The following is a 19,939-nucleotide window of genomic DNA, read 5'->3' as shown; positions in this document are numbered from 1 at the left end:
AACATCAAGATATTTACAAGCGGACGATATCCTTTTACAAGTATAAAAACTATTTTTGAGGATCATCCCTGATTGTCAATCTATGCTAAAACGCTTTACTCTTATAACTCTTATACTTGCTGCTTTTACTGTAACCCACGCACAAAATAAGATCAAACCTAACAGAGACACCACCGAGCTTAAACCGGTGATCATCAAAGGTTACCTGAGCGACCAGCCTGTGATAAGCGTACCTGCATCAGTAAGTGTGCTTAATGCAGCCCAGCTCAGGATCCAGCCTGATAATTCATTTGTAAATGCCTTAAATACGGTTCCGGGGGTACGTACCGAGGAGCGTTCGCCAGGCAGCTATCGTTTATCCATCAGGGGGAGTTTATTACGTTCGCCTTTTGGCGTGAGGGACGTAAAGATCTATTTTGATGATATCCCCCTTACAGATGCCGGGGGTAACAGTTATTTAAATGCTATTGATATTGCTTCGATACAAAAGGTTGAAATATTAAAGGGCCCCGATGGCAGCTTATTTGGGGCAAACTCAGGCGGGGTAGTCATTCTTAGTCCGCTTAACCGGTATAACGACAGTACCTATATTTCGGCCGGGATAAATGGCGGTTCATACGGGTTGTTTCATGAAAAAGCAGCAGTACAATTAAAAACTACCAATTACCTGCTCAACATTAATCAAAGCTTTCAAACCTATCATGGCTACAGGCAAAATAGCGATACCCACCGCAACTACCTGCAACTGGCCGATAGCTGGAACTACAGCGGCAAAAACACCTTAAAAGCATTGGGCATTTATTCCGATTTGGTCTATCAAACACCGGGAGGCTTAAACCTGGCCCAGTACATTGCTAATCCGCGATTAGCCCGCCAGCCTACGGCAACTTTGCCGGGGGCTATTCAGCAACGCATAGGTATTACTACCAAAATGTATTTAGGCGGCTTAACCAACGAATATCATTTTAACGACCACATCCGCAACGTGCTGGCCGTGTTTGGGAACCACGTTGATTTCGCCAATCCGTTCATTACTAATTATGAGCAACGCAGTGAAAATACCTATGGTTTCCGTACTTATTTTGAACTAACCGGCGATAAGAAACCCAATTTAGACTGGAAAGTTGATCTCGGTTTTGAATGGCAGCAAACCAACTCGCACATTGCCAACTATGGCAATAAGAAGGGGGTAAAAGATACTACCCAAACCGTTGATGATATCCACACCAACCAGCATTTTGCATTTGCCCGTTATGCTGCCGATGTGTATAAACGCCTGCATATTGAAGCGGCGGTAAGCTTAAACGATTATGGATATGATTTTAAAAACCTGTATCCGCTTAATCAAAACAATTTCACTAACCGCAACTTTAGCGCGCAATTGATGCCGAGACTGGCTTTATCATACCAGTTCATTAACGCATTGGCGTGGCGGGCAAGTATAAGTCGCGGTTATTCAAGTCCCACAACTGCCGAGGTACGGCCAACTGATAATATTGTAAACACAAGCCTGCAGGCCCAATACGGCTGGAATTACGAAACTGGCTTCCGCCTGCGCAACAGCGACGAAACTTTTATGCTTGATGCATCTGTTTACTACTATCGCTTAAACAATGCCATAGTACGCCGCCTAAATGCTAATGAAACCGAGCATTACATCAACGCCGGTGGTACCAACCAGTTAGGCACCGAAGCGTCATTATACTATTGGATTATTCGCCCAAACGGGTATAACTTCATCCGTGGGCTACAACTCAACGAATCTTTTACGTACAGTCATTTCCGGTTTAGGGATTATATGGTTACCAATGCCAATTATTCGGGTAACAGGCTGACGGGCGTACCTAAAAATGTATTTGTAAGCAGCCTGCAGATCAGGTTCCCTGAAAGTATTGCATTATTTGTTCAGCATACCTTTACTTCAAAAATTCCGCTGAACGATGCAAGCAACGTATATGCGCCAAAATATAACCTGTTGCAGTCCCGCGTTAGCTATCAGCCAACCATTGGCCGTAAAAATCGTTTTGAAATATTTGCTGCCGCGGATAATTTACTGAATCAGAAATATAGCCTTGGTAATGATTTGAATGCTGTAGGTAACCGATATTATAATGCGGCTCCGCTGAGGAATTACTCGGTTGGGATGAATTTTATGTATTAGATGGTTAATAGTTGATGGTTCATAGATCATAGTAATCGCCGACTACGCTCGCCTTAATCAATAAAAACCCGGAAGGTAAAACCATGTCATTGCGAGGAACGAAGCAATCGCACGGAGCAGAGCGGCTCGGTAATGTATGCGATTGCTTCGTCGTTCCTCCTCGCAATGACATGATTTTAATATGAACCCGGCGATTGTTATTATAAAAAAGTCCGGTGTTTTTACGAAGTAAACATCGGACTTTTTTCAACTTGCAAACTGCAAACCCAAAACTGCAAACTGAAACTACGGATTCAGATTATTACTTCCTCCCTCAGCAATATTACTTCCCCTGCCTTTCGGATCAAAAGCGCGGAATTTGATAACGCCGCCATTGTAATTAACCGGACCTGTATAGACCTTGCTCCCGGCATCCGGGTCTTTACCATTGGTTGTATACCGGATAGTTAAACCCGGGAACTCCACATTGCTCAGGTATTTACCATCCTGCAGGTTAATGCCCGGTTTTGGCACACGGTAATCATAGCCACCGTTATAATAAGACAGGCGGGGCAGTTCACGTTTACCTAACACATTCAGGAAATTTGACCAGGCCGCCTGGTATGCCTCTTTACTTTTTACAGGGTCTTTTTCGGTGGCCCATGCCGGGTCGTGCGCCCAGGCACGTTCGGCCAGGCCAAGCAGCTTCGGAAATATCATGTAATCCATTCTTTCCGGGCCTTTCACGGTTTCGGCCCACAGCGCGCCCTGCAAGCCCACGATATTGCTTTTACCATAATCGGTAAGGCGTTGCTTGCCGATGAAGATATTCCTGTTTATAGGGTTGCCTTGCTTATCAACGTCGGCATTTTTAAAATAATCGTAGGGGATAAATGAGAAGAATTTATCAATGCCTAAAAACGCGCCCCAGTAATAACCAGGCTCGTCAAATGATTTGTAATTGGCCATATCAAAATACAGGTTAGTAACGCAGGTTAGCACAACCTTGTAACCACCATTAGCCAAACGGTAGGCCAGATCTTCCTGTCCCCCGCCTAATACGTTGTTCCAAACATCAACCCGTAAGTGTTCTTTCGTAAAATCCGGATTAGGTACGTAAGCCGGCTGACCGTCGAGCGTAGTTTTACGAAGCGCCATTTCTTCCCAACCTGAAAGACGAATGCCTTTTGCTTTCAGGATTTCATTAACGCGACCGTAGAAGTAATACCAAAGGTCATTAGTGCTTGGTATTTCAGGATGCGTAGTTTTTAGCGCCAAATATGCAGGTGATTTTTCCCATACGCTGGCAGGTACTTCATCGCCGCCGAAATGGATGGTTGGCAATGGAGCTCCTGCTTCTTTATAAGTATTGATGAGGTCATTTACGACAGTCTCCACAAAATTATAGGTTGAAGGCAGCGACACATCAATCACGTTATCGTTCCAGTATTGTACCGAGCGATATTCAGATTTATCGTTCAGGTCATACAGTAAATACTTTTCTGCTTCTGCCTTTTTGCCTTCGGCCATCAGGTGGCCATAGCGGGCGTTCATTGCCTTGATAGCTGCACGGGCATGACCGGGTGTTTCAATTTCAGGGACTACGGTGATATGGCGATCATTGGCGTATTTCAGGATCTCGATATAATCGGCTTTAGTATAATAACCGGTGCCAAAAGGGTTATTAACCTCCGGGCCGGAGCCATGTGACGGTGGCAAATGATGCTTGCTATCCAGCGTATGGCCCCGTTTTGAGCCAACAGAAGTAAGCTCAGGCAGCGAGGGGATCTCTATTCTCCATCCCTCATCATCCGTTAAATGCAGGTGCAACACATTAAGCTTGTACAGGCTCATCGCTTCCAGCAATTTCAACACCTGCTGCTTTGGCTGAAAGTTACGTGCTACATCCAGCATTACCGCACGATATCCAAAACGTGGAGCATCAGCAACTTCTACACATGGGATTTGTACCGATGATGGCGTTTTAGCCAAAGCACTTGCAGGGATCAAACTTTTGAACGATTGGATGCCATAATAGATGCCAGTACTGGTCGATGCGCGGATAACCACAGCAGCCGGTTTCACATTTAGCTCGTAAGCTTCATCGCCTAAGCCGGCTTTATATTCAAATGAAATAATTTTACCTGAAGATTTCCCGGCGCCCTTTTTTTCGAAGAGGCCAGCAATATAATTACTTAAAGCAGCTGCTTCTTTGCTGAACCGCGCATCGGCCGATGAAACCTGAACACCTGTAACGAACGAAAAACTGCCACTGCCCGGGCTATAACTTACCGGTGTAGGGAAAACTTTCACCAATTGATCGGCAGGAATATCGCTAACCGTCTTGTTCCTGTCGAAAACAATTTCGGGTGTTATCAACCCCTGATAAGTTGGTTTGTACGGCGTAATGTCATACGAGCCGAAAGAATAGCCTTTTTCAGGGGCATTATCCCAAACAAGGTATGGCCCTTCAGGTGCATCGGTAATGTTTACCACAGGGTCATCGCACACAAATTCAATGCGGGAGGTTTCGCCGGGTTTCAGGTCTTTGAAGCCGGATGTTGGGGTTATGCTGTATAAGTCGCCGTTAACCTGTTCAATTAGGGCGTTATTGCTGACGGCTGCTTTAGTAAATCCCCGGCCCGAATTAAAGTAGATCTTCCATCCCACCGCAGGCAAAACCTCATGACTTTTATTGGTTATCACCAGTGCAGTGAGCGCTTCATTTTTATTTTGATAGTTATTATCCATTACTTGCCAGGTGAGGTGCAGGTTGGTTACGTTCGGTTTTTTATCATCATTAATTTTAAAACCGCTGCATACAAAAACCGCGGCGATAACCACCAGCGTAAAAATTTTGTTCATAATTGATCCTGTGCCTGTGAGATAGCAGACAAGTAAATATATTACTTTTTAAATTATTTTAATAAGTAATTTTAGGGAAGTCATTAGTTTTAAGTTAGATTTAGGGTAGCTATCTGCGCGGGTTTAGCGATAGCGTAACCCGTGACTTGCATTGCTGAAGCTTTCAGCTTCAATACATTGTTTAAGCTGGAAGCTTCAGCCATTGTACACCACAGGTTACGCCATCGCTAAACCTGCGGCAGTATTTTACAACGAAAACTTAATCCACCCCTCACCTTCATAACCAAATATGAACTGTTTGGGGCGGATGATTTCGGCCAGGATCTCGATGGAATCAACGATGCGGGGCCCAGGACGATTGAAATATTGGTTGCCATCGGCAATATAAAACCTGTCGTTTTTTACGGCTTTGAGTGATGCAAAACCCGGGCGGTCCAGAAGGAGGTTGATCTCACGCATGGTACGTTCAATACTGAAGCCGCAAGGCATCACCACAATAATTTCGGGATCCTGTTGCAGAATGTCATCCCACTCAACATATGGCGAGTGTTTACCTTCCTGGGCTAATACCGCTGTTCCGCCAGCTATGTCTACCAAGCCAGGAACCCAGTTGCCGGAAACCATTAAAGGTTCAAGCCACTCAATGCAGGCAACCGTAGGTCTACTGTCGATAAACTTCAGTTTGTGCTTGATGATATCAACGCGCTCCTGCAAACTCTCGATTAATTCGGTACCGGCTTGCTGTGCATTTAGCACATTGGCAACGTTGGCAATGTCATTAAAAATATCATCGAGGCTGTTAGGCTGCAGCGATATAATTTGTGCCTGTTTATCCAGGTAGTTTTCCAATGCTTCCTCTACATCTTTTAATGATACAGCACAAACCTCGCACTGGGCTTGTGTTATTACTACATCAGGCGAAAGGGCTTTAATTTGTTCGCGTTTTACAGTATAAACAGATAGCGCATCGGCAAGAATCTCTTTTACCTTTACATCAATATCAGCACTGCTCATACCATCCGGAAAATTAGCTTCAGTACATATGGGTAATTCTTTAACAGATGCCGGAAAATCGCACTCATGCGAACGGCCTACCAGGTTTTTCTCTAATCCTAAAGCACAAATTATCTCGGTAGCGGCCGGCAGTAATGAAACTATTTTTTCAGTTGGCATGTTAACACGTTTAAAGTTTGCAAATGTAAGGAAGATTCTGAACCGGGATTAAACGGATTTGTCAGATTATTGGATTCCAACGCAGACTCCGGGTAATCCCCCAATCCTATAAATCGCGGTTCAGACAATAATTTGCCAACTCAAATTAACAACCTATCTTTGCTACGATGATATTTCTAACATTTTTCATCGGGATCATAGCCAACTTTATAGGCTATATTCCCCCCGGCAACATAAACCTAACTTTAGTACAGATCACTATAAACCGTGGCATTAAGGAAGCTGTACGCTTTATAACCGCTTTTTCGGCTGTTGAATTTTTCTTTACTTATTTCATCATGCATGCTGCCCGCTGGCTTTCTGGGCAATTGCAACTTAATACAGTTATCGACTGGATAATGGTAGTGCTGTTCGGCGTTATGGGATACATCACCTGGATCCATCGTAACAAGCCGCCTAAAGCCAATTACTCCGAACATGCCAGTATCAAATATGGTATTTTATTAGGCTTTTTAAACCCCATGCAGGTGCCCTTCTGGATGGTGACCGGCACATACCTTATTACGCATGAATGGATCCTTGACGGTAGGGTAGCCCTTGTTATTTTTAGCCTGGGCTCGGCGGCAGGTGCTTTTTTATGCCTGTTTATCTATGCCAAATTCGCTAAATACATACAGGAAAGATTTGCGTTAAGCACGAGGCTTATCAATACCAGCATAGCTATATTATTTTTCGCTTTCGCCATGTATCATATTGTGAAACAGATCTACTTGTCGTTTTTTAAGCATTAAAACCTTGATTTTCTTGATTTAGGGATTGCCTGATACTAAATTCAAGGAAATCTTCAAATCCAAAAAATCAGGGTTCAGTTCAGAAGTCAAGATTCAGCACATCTACTTTATCCTGGGCCAACTGCACTTTTAACTCTTCAAGGGATGAGAATTTGACATCGCCACGAATGTAATGGTGAAACTCCATCCGGATAGTTTGATTATAGATCTCTTCGTTAAAGTCAAAGATATTTACTTCGATATTGCGTGTAAGGCCATTAACGGTAGGGCGGCTGCCGATGTAGGCCATTCCCTTATATTTCTGATCAGCTATGATTACTGTTACTGCAAAAATACCATCGCATGGAATAAGCTTATATTTTTCTTCAACCACGATATTGGCTGTTGGATAACCAAGCTGACGACCGATCTGATCGCCGCGGACAACCTTTCCGGTAATAAAGAAAGGATAGCCTAAAAAGGCATTAGCCAAATGAATATCGCCGCTCAACAGGGCGTTACGGATGCGGGTTGAGCTGATGGCCACCTCGTTAATATCCTGTTCGGGAATTTCTACCACATCAAAGCCATACACAGGGCTAAGGCGTTGCAGGTCTTCAAAGCCGCCCTGCCTGTCTTTACCGAAGCGATGGTCATAGCCTATTACTATTTTTTTTGTGCCAATTTTGTTAACCAGCACATCGCGGATATAGCTCTCGGCAGATTGATTGGAGAAATCTCTTGAAAAAGGGGTTATAATGAGATGGTCAACCCCGATGCGTTCCATTAGTTCGGCCTTTTCGGCAATGGTGGTTATCAGTTTCAGGCTTTCATCTTCCGGGTGCAGGATCATACGCGGGTGCGGAAAAAAAGTAAGGATCACCGTTTCGCCTCCTGTGCTTTCGGCCAGCTCCTTAATGCCTGAGATAATTTTACGGTGCCCTAAGTGTACCCCATCAAATGTACCGATGGTGACTACTGCATTGTTTACCGCTGTAAATTCGTCGATATTATTGTAAACCCTCATTTATGAGTAAAACACAAAGTTAATTTTTAGTTGATGGGATTAAAAACCGGAGTGTTTGAGCTTTGTAAATTTCCTTTACCGCGCTGTATGTACATCTGATACTTTTAATTCCCTCACGGTATTTACCAGTTCCATCACTTCCCAGGCATCCTCAATTCTGAAGTTACCGCTCCGTGTACGTCTTAGTTTTGAAAGATAAGCCCCGTTGCCTAAAGCTGCGCCAAAATCATTCACCAGCGAACGGATGTAAGTGCCCTTACTGCACACCACCCTGAAATCCACCTCAGGCAGCTCAATACGGGTTAGTTCAAACTCGGTTATAGTGACGTTACGGAGCTTCAGTTCCACATCCTCGCCCCGGCGTGCCTTTTCATATAAACGCTCGCCATCAACTTTTATGGCCGAGTGCGCCGGCGGATATTGCTGGATATCGCCAATGAACTGTCTGCAGTTGTTACGCAGCATTTCTTCAGTGAGTTGGCTGATGTCGAAACTTTTGTCCTGTGCCGTTTCCATATCATATGAAGGCGTAGTTGCGCCCAATACCATGGTCCCGGTATATTCCTTTTCTTCGGCCTGGAAGGTATCTATCTGTTTGGTCATTTTACCGGTACAGATGATTAATAACCCTGTAGCCAGCGGGTCAAGCGTGCCCGCGTGACCGACCTTTAACTTAAGCGGTTTAAACGAATTGCGAAGTTTGCCAACCACATCAAAGCTTGTCCATTGATACGGTTTATTAACCAGCAGGAGCTGACCCTCAGCAAATTCCTCTATTTTAGTGTACGTGTTCTTCAAATCTTTTATTTATGTCGGATCAATTTATCCGATTTTTCGCAAAGGTACGATTTTCGACCCTATTGCCTGACAAGCTATAAATTACTACGCCGGATCAATCTCTTTTGATATGAGAATGATCCGGCGCGGCAAAATTAAGTGATATACTTAAAGGCTTAAATCGTTTGTAATTGGTGCCCGCTCAAAATTAATCCTATAATAACAGCTCCAACCACGATACGGTACCAGCCGAAAATCTGGAAGCCACGGCGCTCAAGAAAAGTAATGAATGTTTTAATAGCCAGCATGGCAACAATAAAAGCAATGATATTACCTATGGCCAGCAGTTTAATTTCTTCGCCGGTAAATACATGCCCTTCTTTATGGAAGTCGTATAGTTTTTTTGCAGTCGCGGCAAACATAGTGGGCACTGCCAGGAAGAATGAAAACTCGGCAGCTGCAGTACGGTTTAGTTTTTGCGCCATGCCACCAACAATAGTAGCAGCCGAACGCGATGTACCGGGGATCATGGCTAAACACTGAAAAAAGCCTATTTTAAGTGCCGTTAAATTGCTGATATCCTTTTCTTCTTTAATCACCGGCTTGTTGAACCATTTATCAACAAACAATAAAATAATGCCGCCAACAAACAGGGTAATACCAACGGTGAGCGCGCTCTCCAATAAAGCATCTATCTTTTTGCTAAACAATACGCCAAATACCGCTGCAGGTATAAAAGCGATAAACAGTTTTAAATAAAAATTAACCGATTGCAAGAACCTTCTCCAGTACAGGAACACTACCGATAAGATGGCGCCCAGTTGTATGGCAATAGTAAAAAGCTTAACAAAAGGATCGGCTGCTATGCCCATTACTGATGAAGCAATGATCATGTGCCCGGTTGATGATACAGGTAAAAATTCAGTTATCCCTTCAATAATTGCAAGGATAATAACATGGATTAAATTCATTGGGGTTTTAAGGGGTTGAGGTAGAGATATACGTTATTACAGTAGATATCTTTCACTAAAACATATCTACTGTAAAATTCAGCATGGTTACTGTATTAATTAGCCGAAGGCTTTTTAAGGATAGCGAAGAAACCCAAAGCAAAACCGCCCAAAACTACTATTGGGGCGATAACTATTTTGGTAGTGCTGTAAATGTCAGTTGTGCCCGACATCAGCACAAAACCGAAGGCAACAACCGCCACGCTGATGATCAGCATACGGTAATTGCTTTTATCAAATATAAATTGTACCGGCGCAGTAGCTTTTGCGGCACCGGTAGCTGCCGGCGATGTTGCAGCAGTTGTTTTTACAGGAGCCGCTGGTTTAAATTTTTGTGCCATATATCTTTTTAATAAGTGAATTATTGATTTAGTGAATTAGTGATTGAAAGTTCAGATCAAGCATTTAAGCTTTAACCTTTGGCCTTTAACCTCTATCTGTACAGATCGTATATTTTTAAACGTAAAAACTTGTTAACTGCTAAAAAGGTACTGAAGCCTGATATAAAAATACCCAGCCCAACTACAACTAAAAACACGATGCCAAACTCGGTGTAGTTTTGCAAAAACACCAGGTCGGGTACGTTGTCATAAGCAACATATAAAGTACCTATCAGCAGGATAATAGCAATCAGGCCGCCTAATAAGCCATGCCAGATCCCGTACAGTAAAAAAGGCTTGCGGATAAACCCTTTTGTAGCCCCAACCAGTTGCATTGACTTGATCAGGAAACGCTGCGAATAAATCGCCAACCTGATGGTATTATTAATCAACGCTACCGAAAGCACCACAAAAATACCGGCAAAGGTAAGGATGATCAAACTGATGGTCGTTACATTCTGGTTCATTTGGTCAACCAGCGATTGCTGATATTTAACCTCCTTTACTAATGGGTTCTTAAGCAATTCGGCTTTAAACTTTTCAATATCCTTGTTATTGGCATACTCCGCTTTCAGGTAAACATCAACTGACTGCGATAGCGGGTTATAGCCTAAAAACTTTACAAAGTCTTCGCCAAGGTCTTTTTGCAGGTTGCGGGCGGCAAGCTCTTTACTTACGTATTGGGTTTGTTTTACCATTACGTTGCCATCCAACTGCTTTTGAAGTTGCAATACGTCGCTTTCGTGGGCGGCATCATCAACAAAAATATTAAGCACGATGTTTTCTTTAACATAGCTCGAAATATTTTTAGCGTATACCAGTATTAAACCCAGCAGCCCTACCATTAACAGCACCATGGCAATACCAAATACAGTTGAAATGTAGATGGTTTTTGTCTTTTTAGAGGATGCGCTTGCTTCAAATTCTTCCATTTACTTTTGTTAGATGTTAGATATTAGACGTGAGATTTGAGATCATTATCCCAATCAAGTTAACATCATATTTCTGCGAAAATAAGAAACCCTCCCTAAAGGTAAAAGTTTATTGCTTATAAATATGTTTAATAACGCTTTAGCTTAACAGATTTAACATTTATTAACAACAGAACCGGGATTTTGTCAGAACTCGAATTAAACGAATTAATGAATTGCCTTGCATTCGATAAATTCCTTAATTCAAAAGATTCGAGTTCTGACAAAATTCTGATTCAGACAAATTAAACATCGAATTCTGATCTAAACCTGGAGTTAAACAAAGCGCCACCGCTATTGTTATCAATACATGACAAAGCCAGCAAACGAAAAAGATAAACCTTCGCCATCAGATACCCCGACCCACAGGCCAAATGACAACGGGCATAAAAGCAAGGTGCGTAAAGAAGATAAACAATATCACGCCGATAATCCGCATGGAGGTGATATTGCCAAAAAGCATGAGAAAGAAGAACAACCGGTTCATTCGGTGAAGAGTGTACCGAAGAAGTGAGTTACACAATATTTGTCATTGCGAGGAGGAACGACGAAGCAATCTCGTAGCTATGCATATCGAACATGCATTGGCTACGGGATTGCCACGCTGCGCTCGCAATGACATGATTTAATATGTACCTATCTCGCAATTCCCGCTGAGTTAAACTGAAGGTCGTACAATTTGCGGTAGTGACCGTTCTCAATTTTAAGCAACTCCTGGTGGGTACCCATTTCCATAATCTCGCCATGGTCAAGTACAATGATCCTGTCGGCATTTTGAATGGTGGAAAGCCTGTGGGCTATCACTATGGCCGTACGGCCTTCCATTAATTTATTGATGGCATTCTGGATCAGGATCTCGGTTTCTGTATCAACAGATGACGTAGCTTCGTCCAAGACCAGGATTGCGGGATTATAAACCAGTGCCCTGATAAACGAGATTAGTTGCGATTGCCCGGCCGAAAGTGTTGAGCCGCGTTCCATCACATTATAATCGTAGCCACCGGGCAGGCGTTCGATAAAATCATGCGCGCCAACATCTTTGGCTGCAGCTATGATCTGCTCGCGGGTGATATTGGGATTATTGAGGCTGACATTATTGGCAATGGTATCGCTGAACAAAAACACATCCTGTATCACAGTTGCTATCTGCGAACGCAGGTAGTTTACATCATAATCATGGATATCATGTCCATCAACCTTTACACAACCTTTGCCAATTTCGTAAAAGCGGTTCAGGATATTAATGGTTGATGATTTACCTGCGCCGGTTGCCCCTACCAAAGCCAATGTTTCGCCGGGTTTAATGTGGAAGCTGATGTTTTTCAGCACCCAGTTTTCATCGTTATATGCAAACCATACTTTATCAAAGCTGATATCGCCCTGCAGTCTGCCTGTTGTAAGTGTGCCTTTATTTTCGGCCACCTCGTCGGTATCCAATACTTTAAAAATCCTGTCGGCACCAACCATGCCCATTTGCAGGGTGTTAAATTTATCGGCCAGCTGGCGGATAGGCCTGAACAACATATTCAGCAATACAATAAAGCTGGTGATCAATCCGGGAGTAATTCCCTTGCCTGATGCGGAGATAGTTAGCATTTGACTATCTGACAGCATTCGTTTACATCCGTACCAAACCAGTAAGCCCATACATATGGCAAACAGGATTTCCACCACCGGAAAAAATATCGAGTAATACCAGTTTGAGCGGATATTGGCATCGCGGTACTTTTCGTTCACGGATTTAAATTTGCGCATCTCCTGGTCTTCACGGGCAAAGATCTGGATCACACTGATCCCCGAGATATGCTCGGCCAGGAAAGTATTGAGCCGCGCCACCTGCGTACGCACCTCCTGGAATGAGGACTTGATAGCCTCCTTAAACACATAGGTTGAAGCAAACAGGAAGGGCATCGGAATAAGCGTAATCAGGGCCAGTTTCCAGTCTTGCCAAAGCATATAGCCTATCACAGCAACCACCAACAGCATATCACCCATGATAGAGATCAACCCTTCCGAAAAAATATCGGCAATAGTTTCCAGGTCGGACACCGTACGGGTAATAAGCATACCGATAGGCGTACGGTCGAAGTATTTTAATCTTAAACTGGTAATGTGGTTAAAAATATCGATCCTCAAATCGCGGATCACATATTGGCCCAGCGCATTGGTTAAATAAGTTTGGTAGTACTGCGCAATAGTTTGAATGAGAAGCTGTGCTATCATGAGCTCAACCATAAAAACCAACCCATTATAATCATCGTTCAAAATATTAACATCCAATGTACGTTGGATCAGGATTGGCTGCAGCAAAGCATTGGCTGCTATAAAAATGGTGAGGAAAGTAGCTATAACAAAGGTTTTATTATACGGCTTAACGTAATGCATTACCCGGCCCAGTAGCTTCCAGTCGAGGGCCTTTCCGGTTACGACCCCTGAAGGGGGGGCTGCTTGCTTGGTTGCTCCCTCATTTGCTGAGGAGAGAGTTTCCTGTTTATTATCTTTTTCTTCTTTAGCCACTATATCAAAGTTAAAGTATAATTATCTATCGTCAAATCTCATCCACATTATCCACCATTGTTCCCCCTTCAGGGGGTTAGGGGGCTAATGGAGTGACCAGTTGGTAAGGATATTTAACTTCCGTCAAATACAACCCGCAAGCCGGTACGCTTGTGCCGGCATTGGAGCGGTTTTTACTTTCAATAATTTCACGGATACCTTCCGGTTGCATTTCTTCCCGGCCAATCATCATCAAGGTACCCACAATGGCCCGTACCATGTTACGCAAAAATCTGTCGGCAGTGATGTGGAAAACAATGCCGTTTTCGGTTTTCACCCATTCGGCACGGGTAATTTTGCAGTTATTGGTTTTTACCTGGGTGTTTGATTTGCTAAAACAACTAAAATCGATGTACTCCATCATAATAGCCGCGGCCTGGTTCATCAAATTAATATCAGGCACATCGCGCAATTGCCAGGAAGCCCCTTGCAAAAAAGGGTCTTTATTAAAGTGAACATGATACTGATACGAGCGCGATGTGGCATCAAAACGGGCATGCGCATCGGCATGTACCGGGATAATATTTTTTATAGCGATATCAGGTGGGAGCAGGGCGTTGAGGCCCCTCACCACCTGTTCATGGTTAATAGTTGATGGTTCATGGCCGTCAGCTTTGCCATGATCTATGAACGATGAACTATTACCTTCAATATCAAAATGCGCAAAAAACTCCTTTGCATGTACGCCTGTATCTGTGCGGCCGCAGCCGGTTGTTTCTATGGGCTGCCGTAAAATTGTGCTTAGTGCCTTGTTCAGCAATTCCTGTACACTTACGGCATTTTGCTGTATTTGCCAGCCGTGATAGGCGGTGCCGTTGTAGGCCAGTTCAATAAAATAACGCTGGTTGTTGCTCACGACGGCAAAGTTAATAATCTGCCGCCTATGCCGGGTTCATAATTTGGTCATAGTATTATGCGGGTTCGGTTATATAGGCCTTATAGATAGCCTCAAACGCCAGTTTATTTTTAACAGCCAGATTAAAAGGCTTATTGATAAAGGAATTGCTATAGCCAATGGTTTTTGCCAGGTTACGCAAAACATCAAAATAGGTTATTTCAATCCCTTCGATGATCTGCACATAAAATACAATGAACACATCACGCTCCATGGCAGTTTTCCCGGTTTTAATTGCCGATATATAAGCTTCAAGCGTCATGGCTTTTATGCCAAGTACCGTCGTTTTTGATGGCGTTTCATTAATGGCGCTGTAAATAGAATCGAGATGGGTAAGCTGCTTTTGGGTAGCTTCATAACATTCCTGTACGGCCTCCTTTAAATAAGCTAAGGATGCAAGCTCTTTTATCTCTTCAAAAAAATCAATCAGATGTTTTTTACCAAAATAAATACTGTTCAGGTGCTCAAGGAAAATCCTTTTTAAATGGACGTTCTCAAATTTAACATCTTCGGGGTTTTGTTCACTAATGCGGGGCATTTGACAATTGTTTAAATACAAATAAATATACATTAAATAATTATCATTCAAAGCAAGCGATATCGCTATTAAATTAGTGCTTCTCCAATAAGCAAAACATTTATATTTGCCTTTATAATTTTTAATATCATGCTGCAACGCATCCAAAGCATTTACCTTTTGTTCGCCAGCCTTGTGCTGTTCGCCCTTTTCTTTTTTCCGCTTGCCCACAACGTCTATGTTAATGATAAACCATCCAGCATTATGGTTACCGGTATTTACCAGGATGTGAACGGCGTACAGCAACATACCCAAACATTTGTGGCACTCGCCGCTATAACAGCTATTGTTGCCCTCATTCCCCTGGTCATCATTTTTCTATATAAAAACCGAAAACAGCAAATAGCCTTCTGCTACAGCGCTATACTGGTACTTATTGGCTACAGTTTCTGGATGGCACAAACTGTTAAAGGCGCAGCAGGCAGCATTACCCTTGACACACGCACGATGGGTATTGGCCTGTTCCTTACTTCATTAAGCATCATACTGATCATCTTCGCACAAAAAAGCATAAAAAAAGATGAGAAGCTGGTAAAATCGGCCGACAGGTTGAGGTAACCCCGGTTAGCGTTAAGTCGACAGTACTAAGTCGGAAGTTAAAAGTCTGGTTTTTCTTTTTCATACCTGGAGCTTGTGGCTGAAGCCTTAAGTCCCTTTTTTGCAATACTGGTGTAAAAACCAGGTAATGGATTGATGATTTTCATGCTTACTAAAGCCCCTTATTATCAAAAATCGGGCTTTAAAAACCGGAGAAAAAAGTAATCCTTGTTATGAAATTATTAATTAACTGGTTTTTTTTCAGTCAATTAGTGGCTTATTCTCAATAATACTACCAAACTTCATTTTATCTCAACCCGCCTATTGGAATTATAAAACATTAACACTATCTTTGCGCCCGATTTGACGATGTTGTCAAATTCGTTATTTAAATTCATGAACAACCCATTTATTGAACTGGGAATCCGTCATGATATTGTTAATGCCATCTCTGAGTTAGGATTTGAGAATCCTACACCAATCCAGGAGCAGTCAATCCCGGTATTGTTAACAGGCAGCAACGATTTTGTCGGATTAGCCCAAACCGGGACCGGAAAAACTGCTGCCTTTGGCCTACCATTATTGGAACTGCTTGATTTCGAAGAAAATCATCCACAGGCACTTGTTTTATGCCCAACACGCGAACTTTGTTTACAAATCGCGAACGACATTAAGAACTACTCCAAAAAAATGAGCAACGTACACGTTGTTGCTGTTTATGGCGGAGCAAGCATTATGGATCAGTTACGTCAGATCAAACGCGGCGTACAGATCGTAGTTGCTACACCAGGGCGTATGCTTGATATCATTAACCGTAAGGCTATTGATTTTTCGGCTGTGAAGTATGTAGTATTGGATGAGGCTGATGAAATGCTCAATATGGGCTTTCAGGAAGACATTGATAGTATCTTATCTACCACACCCGAAGAGAAAAAAACCTGGCTATTCTCGGCCACCATGCCTGCCGAAGTTAGGCGGATCGCGAAAAAATACATGACCGATCCTTTCGAGCTTACCATGGGCGCAAAAAACACCGGCAATGCCAACATCGAGCATGAGTACTATATAGTACGTGCGCGTGACAAGTATGCCGCGTTTAAACGTATTGTTGACTTTAACCCTGATATTTTTGGTATCGTATTTTGCCGTACCAAAATTGAAACCCAGGAAATTGCTGAATCACTGATCAAAGACGGCTATAATGCCGATTCATTGCACGGTGACCTTTCACAGCAACAACGCGATAAAGTGATGAAACGCTACCGTGAGCGCAGCCTGCAATTATTAATTGCTACTGACGTTGCCGCACGTGGTATCGACGTTAACGACGTAACTCACGTTATTAACTATTCATTACCTGACGAGATTGAAAACTACACCCACCGTAGCGGCCGTACCGCCCGTGCAGGTAAAACCGGTGTATCTATCTCTATCGTAAACGCTAAAGAATTAGGCAAAATTCGCCAGATTGAGCGCGTTATTGGTAAAAAGTTCGTAAAAGCAGAAATTCCAACAGGTTTTGATGTTTGCGAAAAACAATTATTCTCTATCGTTCACAAGGTACATAACGTAACCGTAAACGAAGAGCAGATTGAGCAATACCTGCCACGCATTTATGACGAGTTTAAAGATTTTACCAAGGAAGATTTCATCAAACGATTTGCTTCAATTGAATTTAACCGTTTCCTTGATTACTATAAAAACGCTCCTGACCTGAATGCCAGCGTTGAGGAAGGCCGTAACAGGTTTGAGGATCGCGGCGAACGCGGCAATGGTGTACGTGGCAACTTTACCCGTTTATTTATAAACTTAGGTTCGGTTGATGAATTTAACCGCGGCGATTTGTTGGGTTACATTTGCAACACAACCAAAATCAGTGGCCGTACCGTAGGTAAAATCGATGTTAAAGGTGTGTACTCTTTCTTTGAAGTACAAAACGAAGATGTTGATAAAGTGATGGCCAGCTTTAAAGAAGCCGAATATAAAGGTCGTCCGGTAAGGATCGAGATCTCAGGCGAAGGCACCAGCGATAACCGTAGCGGTGGCGAACGCCGTGAAGGCGGATACCGCGGTGGCGACCGTCGTGAAGGCGGATACCGTGGCGGAGACCGCCGTGAAGGTGGTTACCGTGGTGGCGAGCGTCGTGAAGGCGGTGGTTACCGTGGCAACGAAAGGCGCGAGCACAGCAATGGCGGTGGTTTCCGCGACTTTTCAGGCAAACCCCGTGAAGATCGCCCTGAGCGCAGAAGGAGATTTTAATTATCCATCATAAAAAAAACCACCATGTGCAAAGCATGTGGTGGTTTTCATGAGCTTCCTTTAGTAAGAAGCATTAGTTTTAGTTTAGTTTTGTTAACAAAGCCTTTTTACCGCTGCATACGGGAACAAAGGCTTTTGTTTTATATATAAGCCCGCCTTTTCTGGTCATAAGCAAACTTCAACCCATCCATAAAACTTATCAGCTTTCGGCTTTAGGCATTCTGCTTTCCGCTTACATTAACGGCTAAATTCAACAATATCCGAATCAGGATAACAAAGCGTTAGCTTACTGTCGGTAAGTTCCTTAATAAAAAACTTGGTATAAGGCCTGCTCCCCTGGTATGAGGTATAAATGGTATCATTTTTTACAAAATAATCCTCTTTGCTGGCCTGCCCGTCGTCCATAATAAAATCTTTATCCGTTATCGAAAGCTTGGTAGCACCATCTTTTGATTTCCAGTTACCTTCCAGCTTTTTATTGGCAGCCGGCGGCTGAGAACAAGCGTATATCAATAACATGCCTGCAACTGCAGCAAATATGGGAGCAAACTTTTTCATGACGGATCAGGATTTTTTTAGAACGGCTTACGCCTTTGTTGAATTTAATTATTGGGTAGGTTTATCTATCAGTTCAGATTTTTTTAGATAAACCCGGTGACCTTTTTTATTCACATAAAAATAATGCGAATATTTATCAATGTAAATGGTTTCGCCATTAGGGCCAACCTTGCCGGCATATTTCTTATCAGCTACCGTAGCTGCGCCTTTAGCCGCAATTTCGGATGTTTTATGGCCTATTTTTTTTGTGGTTTTGCTGATCTTCCCACCGAGGGTTGAATCCTTATGCGTTTGGGCAAAGCCCGGGCTAACCATAAATGTACCAGCAGCAAACAAGGCTATTTTAAACAGATTTTTCATATTGACGGTAATTAAGTTTCTTTAATAAAATCAACTCAATTTCTCGGCCAAATTTCTCATTTCTACTACAGGTGAGCGTTTTTGATATAAAATAGCATAAACAGCTTCGCAGATAGGGATGCTCACGCCGTATTGCTTATTAACCTCGTGTAGGCAATTTACTGCATAGTACCCCTCGGCAATCATGTTCATTTCCAGTTGGGCCGATGTTACTGTATATCCCTTGCCTATCATGTTACCAAAGGTGCGGTTACGGCTAAATTGCGAATAAGCAGTAACCAGCAGATCGCCCAGGTAAGCGGATTCTTTAATATCCCTGTCGATAGGATGTACAGCGGCCACAAAACGCTCCAATTCGCGAATGGCGTTTGATATCAGCACCGCCTGGAAATTATCTCCATAGCCTACACCGTGGCAAATACCACTGGCAATGGCATATACATTCTTTAAAACAGCCCCGTATTCTGTACCATAAATATCATCAGAAATGTTTGTTTTGATATACCGGGTATTGATCATTCCCGCAAACCGTGAGGCAAGTCTTGTATCTCCGGAAGCTATAGTTAAATATGATAATTTTTCGAGCGCTACTTCCTCGGCATGGCACGGACCGCTGATCACCATAAAATCATCAAACGATATATCGTATTTTTGATGAAGAAACTCGGCAATTATCAAATTTTCATCGGGCACGATACCTTTTATAGCCGATACTATCTTTTTACCTTTCAGATCGGCAGCAGTTATATCTTTTAGCGCATCTTTCAAAAAAGCAGCCGGTACATTAAGCAACACAATGTCAGCAGCTGCGATAAGCGGTTTCAGATCGGTAGATATATTTTGTTCGGGAAGTTTGATCTCCACCGAACTCAGGTAATGCGGATTACGCGCAAACTTTTTCAAATGTTCCACAGCTTCGGCGTTACGCATCCACCAAAAAATTTCTTTTGGGGTGGTGTTGTCGATAAGCATTTTGATATTAGCCGTAGCCCAGCTCCCCCCGCCAACAACTGTGATCTTGTTTAATTTTTTATCCATCAATAAATAATAGAAATATCGCTGCCTGGTTTTAATTGGCCAAGCA

18 protein-coding genes are annotated in these 19,939 nt (G+C 42.9%); 5 read left to right on the top strand and 13 right to left on the bottom strand.

The genetic code is table 11. The features are described 5' to 3' along the window. Positions 1-82: 82 nt before the first annotated feature. Positions 83-2,161: a TonB-dependent receptor gene (locus tag BLP33_RS16330; protein ID WP_090530757.1), complete on the top strand. Its 2,079-nt coding sequence runs from the start codon at positions 83-85 to the stop codon at positions 2,159-2,161. 285 nt (positions 2,162-2,446) lie between these two features. On the opposite strand, the gene BLP33_RS16325 is transcribed toward BLP33_RS16330, so the two are convergent. Together BLP33_RS16325 and BLP33_RS16320 are read right to left on the bottom strand one after the other, a co-directional pair. Then, positions 2,447-5,005 carry a family 20 glycosylhydrolase gene (locus BLP33_RS16325; RefSeq protein WP_090530754.1) on the bottom strand — a complete coding sequence of 853 codons (2,559 nt, stop codon included), beginning with the start codon at positions 5,003-5,005 and terminating at the stop codon, positions 2,447-2,449. Between the two features lie 246 nt (positions 5,006-5,251). Continuing rightward, positions 5,252-6,178, bottom strand: a complete 927-nt coding sequence (locus BLP33_RS16320; RefSeq protein ID WP_090530750.1) for a cobalamin-binding protein — start codon at positions 6,176-6,178, stop codon at positions 5,252-5,254. Positions 6,179-6,345: 167 nt separating this feature from the next. Between BLP33_RS16320 and BLP33_RS16315 the strand changes: the two genes are divergently transcribed. Then, positions 6,346-6,969: a LysE family transporter gene (locus BLP33_RS16315; protein ID WP_090530747.1), complete on the top strand. Its 624-nt coding sequence runs from the start codon at positions 6,346-6,348 to the stop codon at positions 6,967-6,969. 79 nt (positions 6,970-7,048) lie between these two features. Here the strand turns inward: BLP33_RS16315 and BLP33_RS16310 are convergent, their stop codons facing one another. The 5 genes from BLP33_RS16310 to BLP33_RS16290 form a co-directional block, all read right to left on the bottom strand. Beyond that, a complete protein-coding gene (locus tag BLP33_RS16310; protein ID WP_090530744.1) occupies positions 7,049-7,975 on the bottom strand; it encodes a bifunctional riboflavin kinase/FAD synthetase in 927 nt (308 codons plus the stop codon). A gap of 75 nt (positions 7,976-8,050) precedes the next feature. Then, entirely contained in the window at positions 8,051-8,782 is a 732-nt protein-coding gene (gene truB, locus BLP33_RS16305) for a tRNA pseudouridine(55) synthase TruB (RefSeq protein ID WP_175490042.1), read from the bottom strand. A gap of 146 nt (positions 8,783-8,928) precedes the next feature. Then, positions 8,929-9,723 carry an undecaprenyl-diphosphate phosphatase gene (locus BLP33_RS16300; RefSeq protein ID WP_090530738.1) on the bottom strand — a complete coding sequence of 265 codons (795 nt, stop codon included), beginning with the start codon at positions 9,721-9,723 and terminating at the stop codon, positions 8,929-8,931. Between the two features lie 95 nt (positions 9,724-9,818). Then, complete coding sequence (locus BLP33_RS16295) at positions 9,819-10,103, bottom strand: DUF3098 domain-containing protein (RefSeq protein WP_090530735.1); 285 nt, start codon at positions 10,101-10,103, stop codon at positions 9,819-9,821. Positions 10,104-10,195: 92 nt separating this feature from the next. Further along, the gene (locus BLP33_RS16290; protein ID WP_090530733.1) at positions 10,196-11,074 is read right to left on the bottom strand and encodes a cell division protein FtsX; all 879 of its coding nucleotides are present in this window, start codon (positions 11,072-11,074) and stop codon (positions 10,196-10,198) included. 349 nt (positions 11,075-11,423) lie between these two features. Between BLP33_RS16290 and BLP33_RS16285 the strand changes: the two genes are divergently transcribed. After that, a complete protein-coding gene (locus BLP33_RS16285) occupies positions 11,424-11,627 on the top strand; it encodes a hypothetical protein (RefSeq protein ID WP_090530730.1) in 204 nt (67 codons plus the stop codon). A gap of 122 nt (positions 11,628-11,749) precedes the next feature. Here the strand turns inward: BLP33_RS16285 and BLP33_RS16280 are convergent, their stop codons facing one another. From BLP33_RS16280 to BLP33_RS16270, 3 genes are all read right to left on the bottom strand, one after another. Continuing rightward, positions 11,750-13,498 carry an ABC transporter ATP-binding protein gene (locus tag BLP33_RS16280; protein ID WP_090531351.1) on the bottom strand — a complete coding sequence of 583 codons (1,749 nt, stop codon included), beginning with the start codon at positions 13,496-13,498 and terminating at the stop codon, positions 11,750-11,752. Between the two features lie 208 nt (positions 13,499-13,706). After that, positions 13,707-14,525, bottom strand: coding sequence for a tRNA pseudouridine(38-40) synthase TruA (gene truA / locus BLP33_RS16275; protein WP_090530727.1), 819 nt, complete (start codon positions 14,523-14,525; stop codon positions 13,707-13,709). 55 nt (positions 14,526-14,580) lie between these two features. Then, entirely contained in the window at positions 14,581-15,102 is a 522-nt protein-coding gene (locus BLP33_RS16270; RefSeq protein ID WP_167516312.1) for a DUF892 family protein, read from the bottom strand. 129 nt (positions 15,103-15,231) lie between these two features. On the opposite strand from BLP33_RS16270, the gene BLP33_RS16265 reads away from it, so the two are divergent. Together BLP33_RS16265 and BLP33_RS16260 are read left to right on the top strand one after the other, a co-directional pair. Beyond that, on the top strand, positions 15,232-15,699 hold the full coding sequence (locus BLP33_RS16265) for a DUF4293 domain-containing protein (RefSeq protein ID WP_090530720.1): 468 nt from the start codon (positions 15,232-15,234) through the stop codon (positions 15,697-15,699). A gap of 375 nt (positions 15,700-16,074) precedes the next feature. Further along, positions 16,075-17,937 carry a DEAD/DEAH box helicase gene (locus BLP33_RS16260; protein ID WP_090531349.1) on the top strand — a complete coding sequence of 621 codons (1,863 nt, stop codon included), beginning with the start codon at positions 16,075-16,077 and terminating at the stop codon, positions 17,935-17,937. A 237-nt stretch (positions 17,938-18,174) separates the two neighbouring features. On the opposite strand, the gene BLP33_RS16255 is transcribed toward BLP33_RS16260, so the two are convergent. From BLP33_RS16255 to BLP33_RS16245, 3 genes are read right to left on the bottom strand one after another with little or no spacing between them, the layout of a single operon-like run. Then, entirely contained in the window at positions 18,175-18,495 is a 321-nt protein-coding gene (locus BLP33_RS16255) for a hypothetical protein (protein ID WP_090530718.1), read from the bottom strand. Positions 18,496-18,543: 48 nt separating this feature from the next. After that, complete coding sequence (locus BLP33_RS16250; RefSeq protein ID WP_090530715.1) at positions 18,544-18,855, bottom strand: hypothetical protein; 312 nt, start codon at positions 18,853-18,855, stop codon at positions 18,544-18,546. Positions 18,856-18,885: 30 nt separating this feature from the next. Further along, positions 18,886-19,893: an NAD(P)H-dependent glycerol-3-phosphate dehydrogenase gene (locus BLP33_RS16245; RefSeq protein ID WP_090530712.1), complete on the bottom strand. Its 1,008-nt coding sequence runs from the start codon at positions 19,891-19,893 to the stop codon at positions 18,886-18,888. Positions 19,894-19,939: the final 46 nt, after the last annotated feature.

It is taken from the genome of Mucilaginibacter sp. NFR10, from assembly GCF_900100445.1.
GTDB classification, from domain to species: Bacteria; Bacteroidota; Bacteroidia; order Sphingobacteriales; family Sphingobacteriaceae; genus Mucilaginibacter; species Mucilaginibacter rubeus.
Note: the sequence above shows the minus strand (reverse complement) of the source record. Positions and strands in the feature narration are given on the sequence as shown.

Bases quoted from the DNA above. Each gene is read 5' to 3' on its own strand.
- BLP33_RS16330 (WP_090530757.1), top strand. From the start codon at position 83: ATGCTAAAACGCTTTACTCTTATAACTCTTATACTTGCTGCTTTTACT.
- BLP33_RS16325 (WP_090530754.1), bottom strand. From the start codon at position 5,005: ATGAACAAAATTTTTACGCTGGTGGTTATCGCCGCGGTTTTTGTATGC.
- BLP33_RS16320 (WP_090530750.1), bottom strand. From the start codon at position 6,178: ATGCCAACTGAAAAAATAGTTTCATTACTGCCGGCCGCTACCGAGATA.
- BLP33_RS16315 (WP_090530747.1), top strand. From the start codon at position 6,346: ATGATATTTCTAACATTTTTCATCGGGATCATAGCCAACTTTATAGGC.
- BLP33_RS16310 (WP_090530744.1), bottom strand. From the start codon at position 7,975: ATGAGGGTTTACAATAATATCGACGAATTTACAGCGGTAAACAATGCA.
- BLP33_RS16300 (WP_090530738.1), bottom strand. From the start codon at position 9,723: ATGAATTTAATCCATGTTATTATCCTTGCAATTATTGAAGGGATAACT.
- BLP33_RS16295 (WP_090530735.1), bottom strand. From the start codon at position 10,103: ATGGCACAAAAATTTAAACCAGCGGCTCCTGTAAAAACAACTGCTGCA.
- BLP33_RS16290 (WP_090530733.1), bottom strand. From the start codon at position 11,074: ATGGAAGAATTTGAAGCAAGCGCATCCTCTAAAAAGACAAAAACCATC.
- BLP33_RS16285 (WP_090530730.1), top strand. From the start codon at position 11,424: ATGACAAAGCCAGCAAACGAAAAAGATAAACCTTCGCCATCAGATACC.
- BLP33_RS16280 (WP_090531351.1), bottom strand. From the start codon at position 13,498: ATGCATTACGTTAAGCCGTATAATAAAACCTTTGTTATAGCTACTTTC.
- BLP33_RS16270 (WP_167516312.1), bottom strand. From the start codon at position 15,102: ATGCCCCGCATTAGTGAACAAAACCCCGAAGATGTTAAATTTGAGAAC.
- BLP33_RS16265 (WP_090530720.1), top strand. From the start codon at position 15,232: ATGCTGCAACGCATCCAAAGCATTTACCTTTTGTTCGCCAGCCTTGTG.
- BLP33_RS16260 (WP_090531349.1), top strand. From the start codon at position 16,075: ATGAACAACCCATTTATTGAACTGGGAATCCGTCATGATATTGTTAAT.
- BLP33_RS16255 (WP_090530718.1), bottom strand. From the start codon at position 18,495: ATGAAAAAGTTTGCTCCCATATTTGCTGCAGTTGCAGGCATGTTATTG.
- BLP33_RS16250 (WP_090530715.1), bottom strand. From the start codon at position 18,855: ATGAAAAATCTGTTTAAAATAGCCTTGTTTGCTGCTGGTACATTTATG.
- BLP33_RS16245 (WP_090530712.1), bottom strand. From the start codon at position 19,893: ATGGATAAAAAATTAAACAAGATCACAGTTGTTGGCGGGGGGAGCTGG.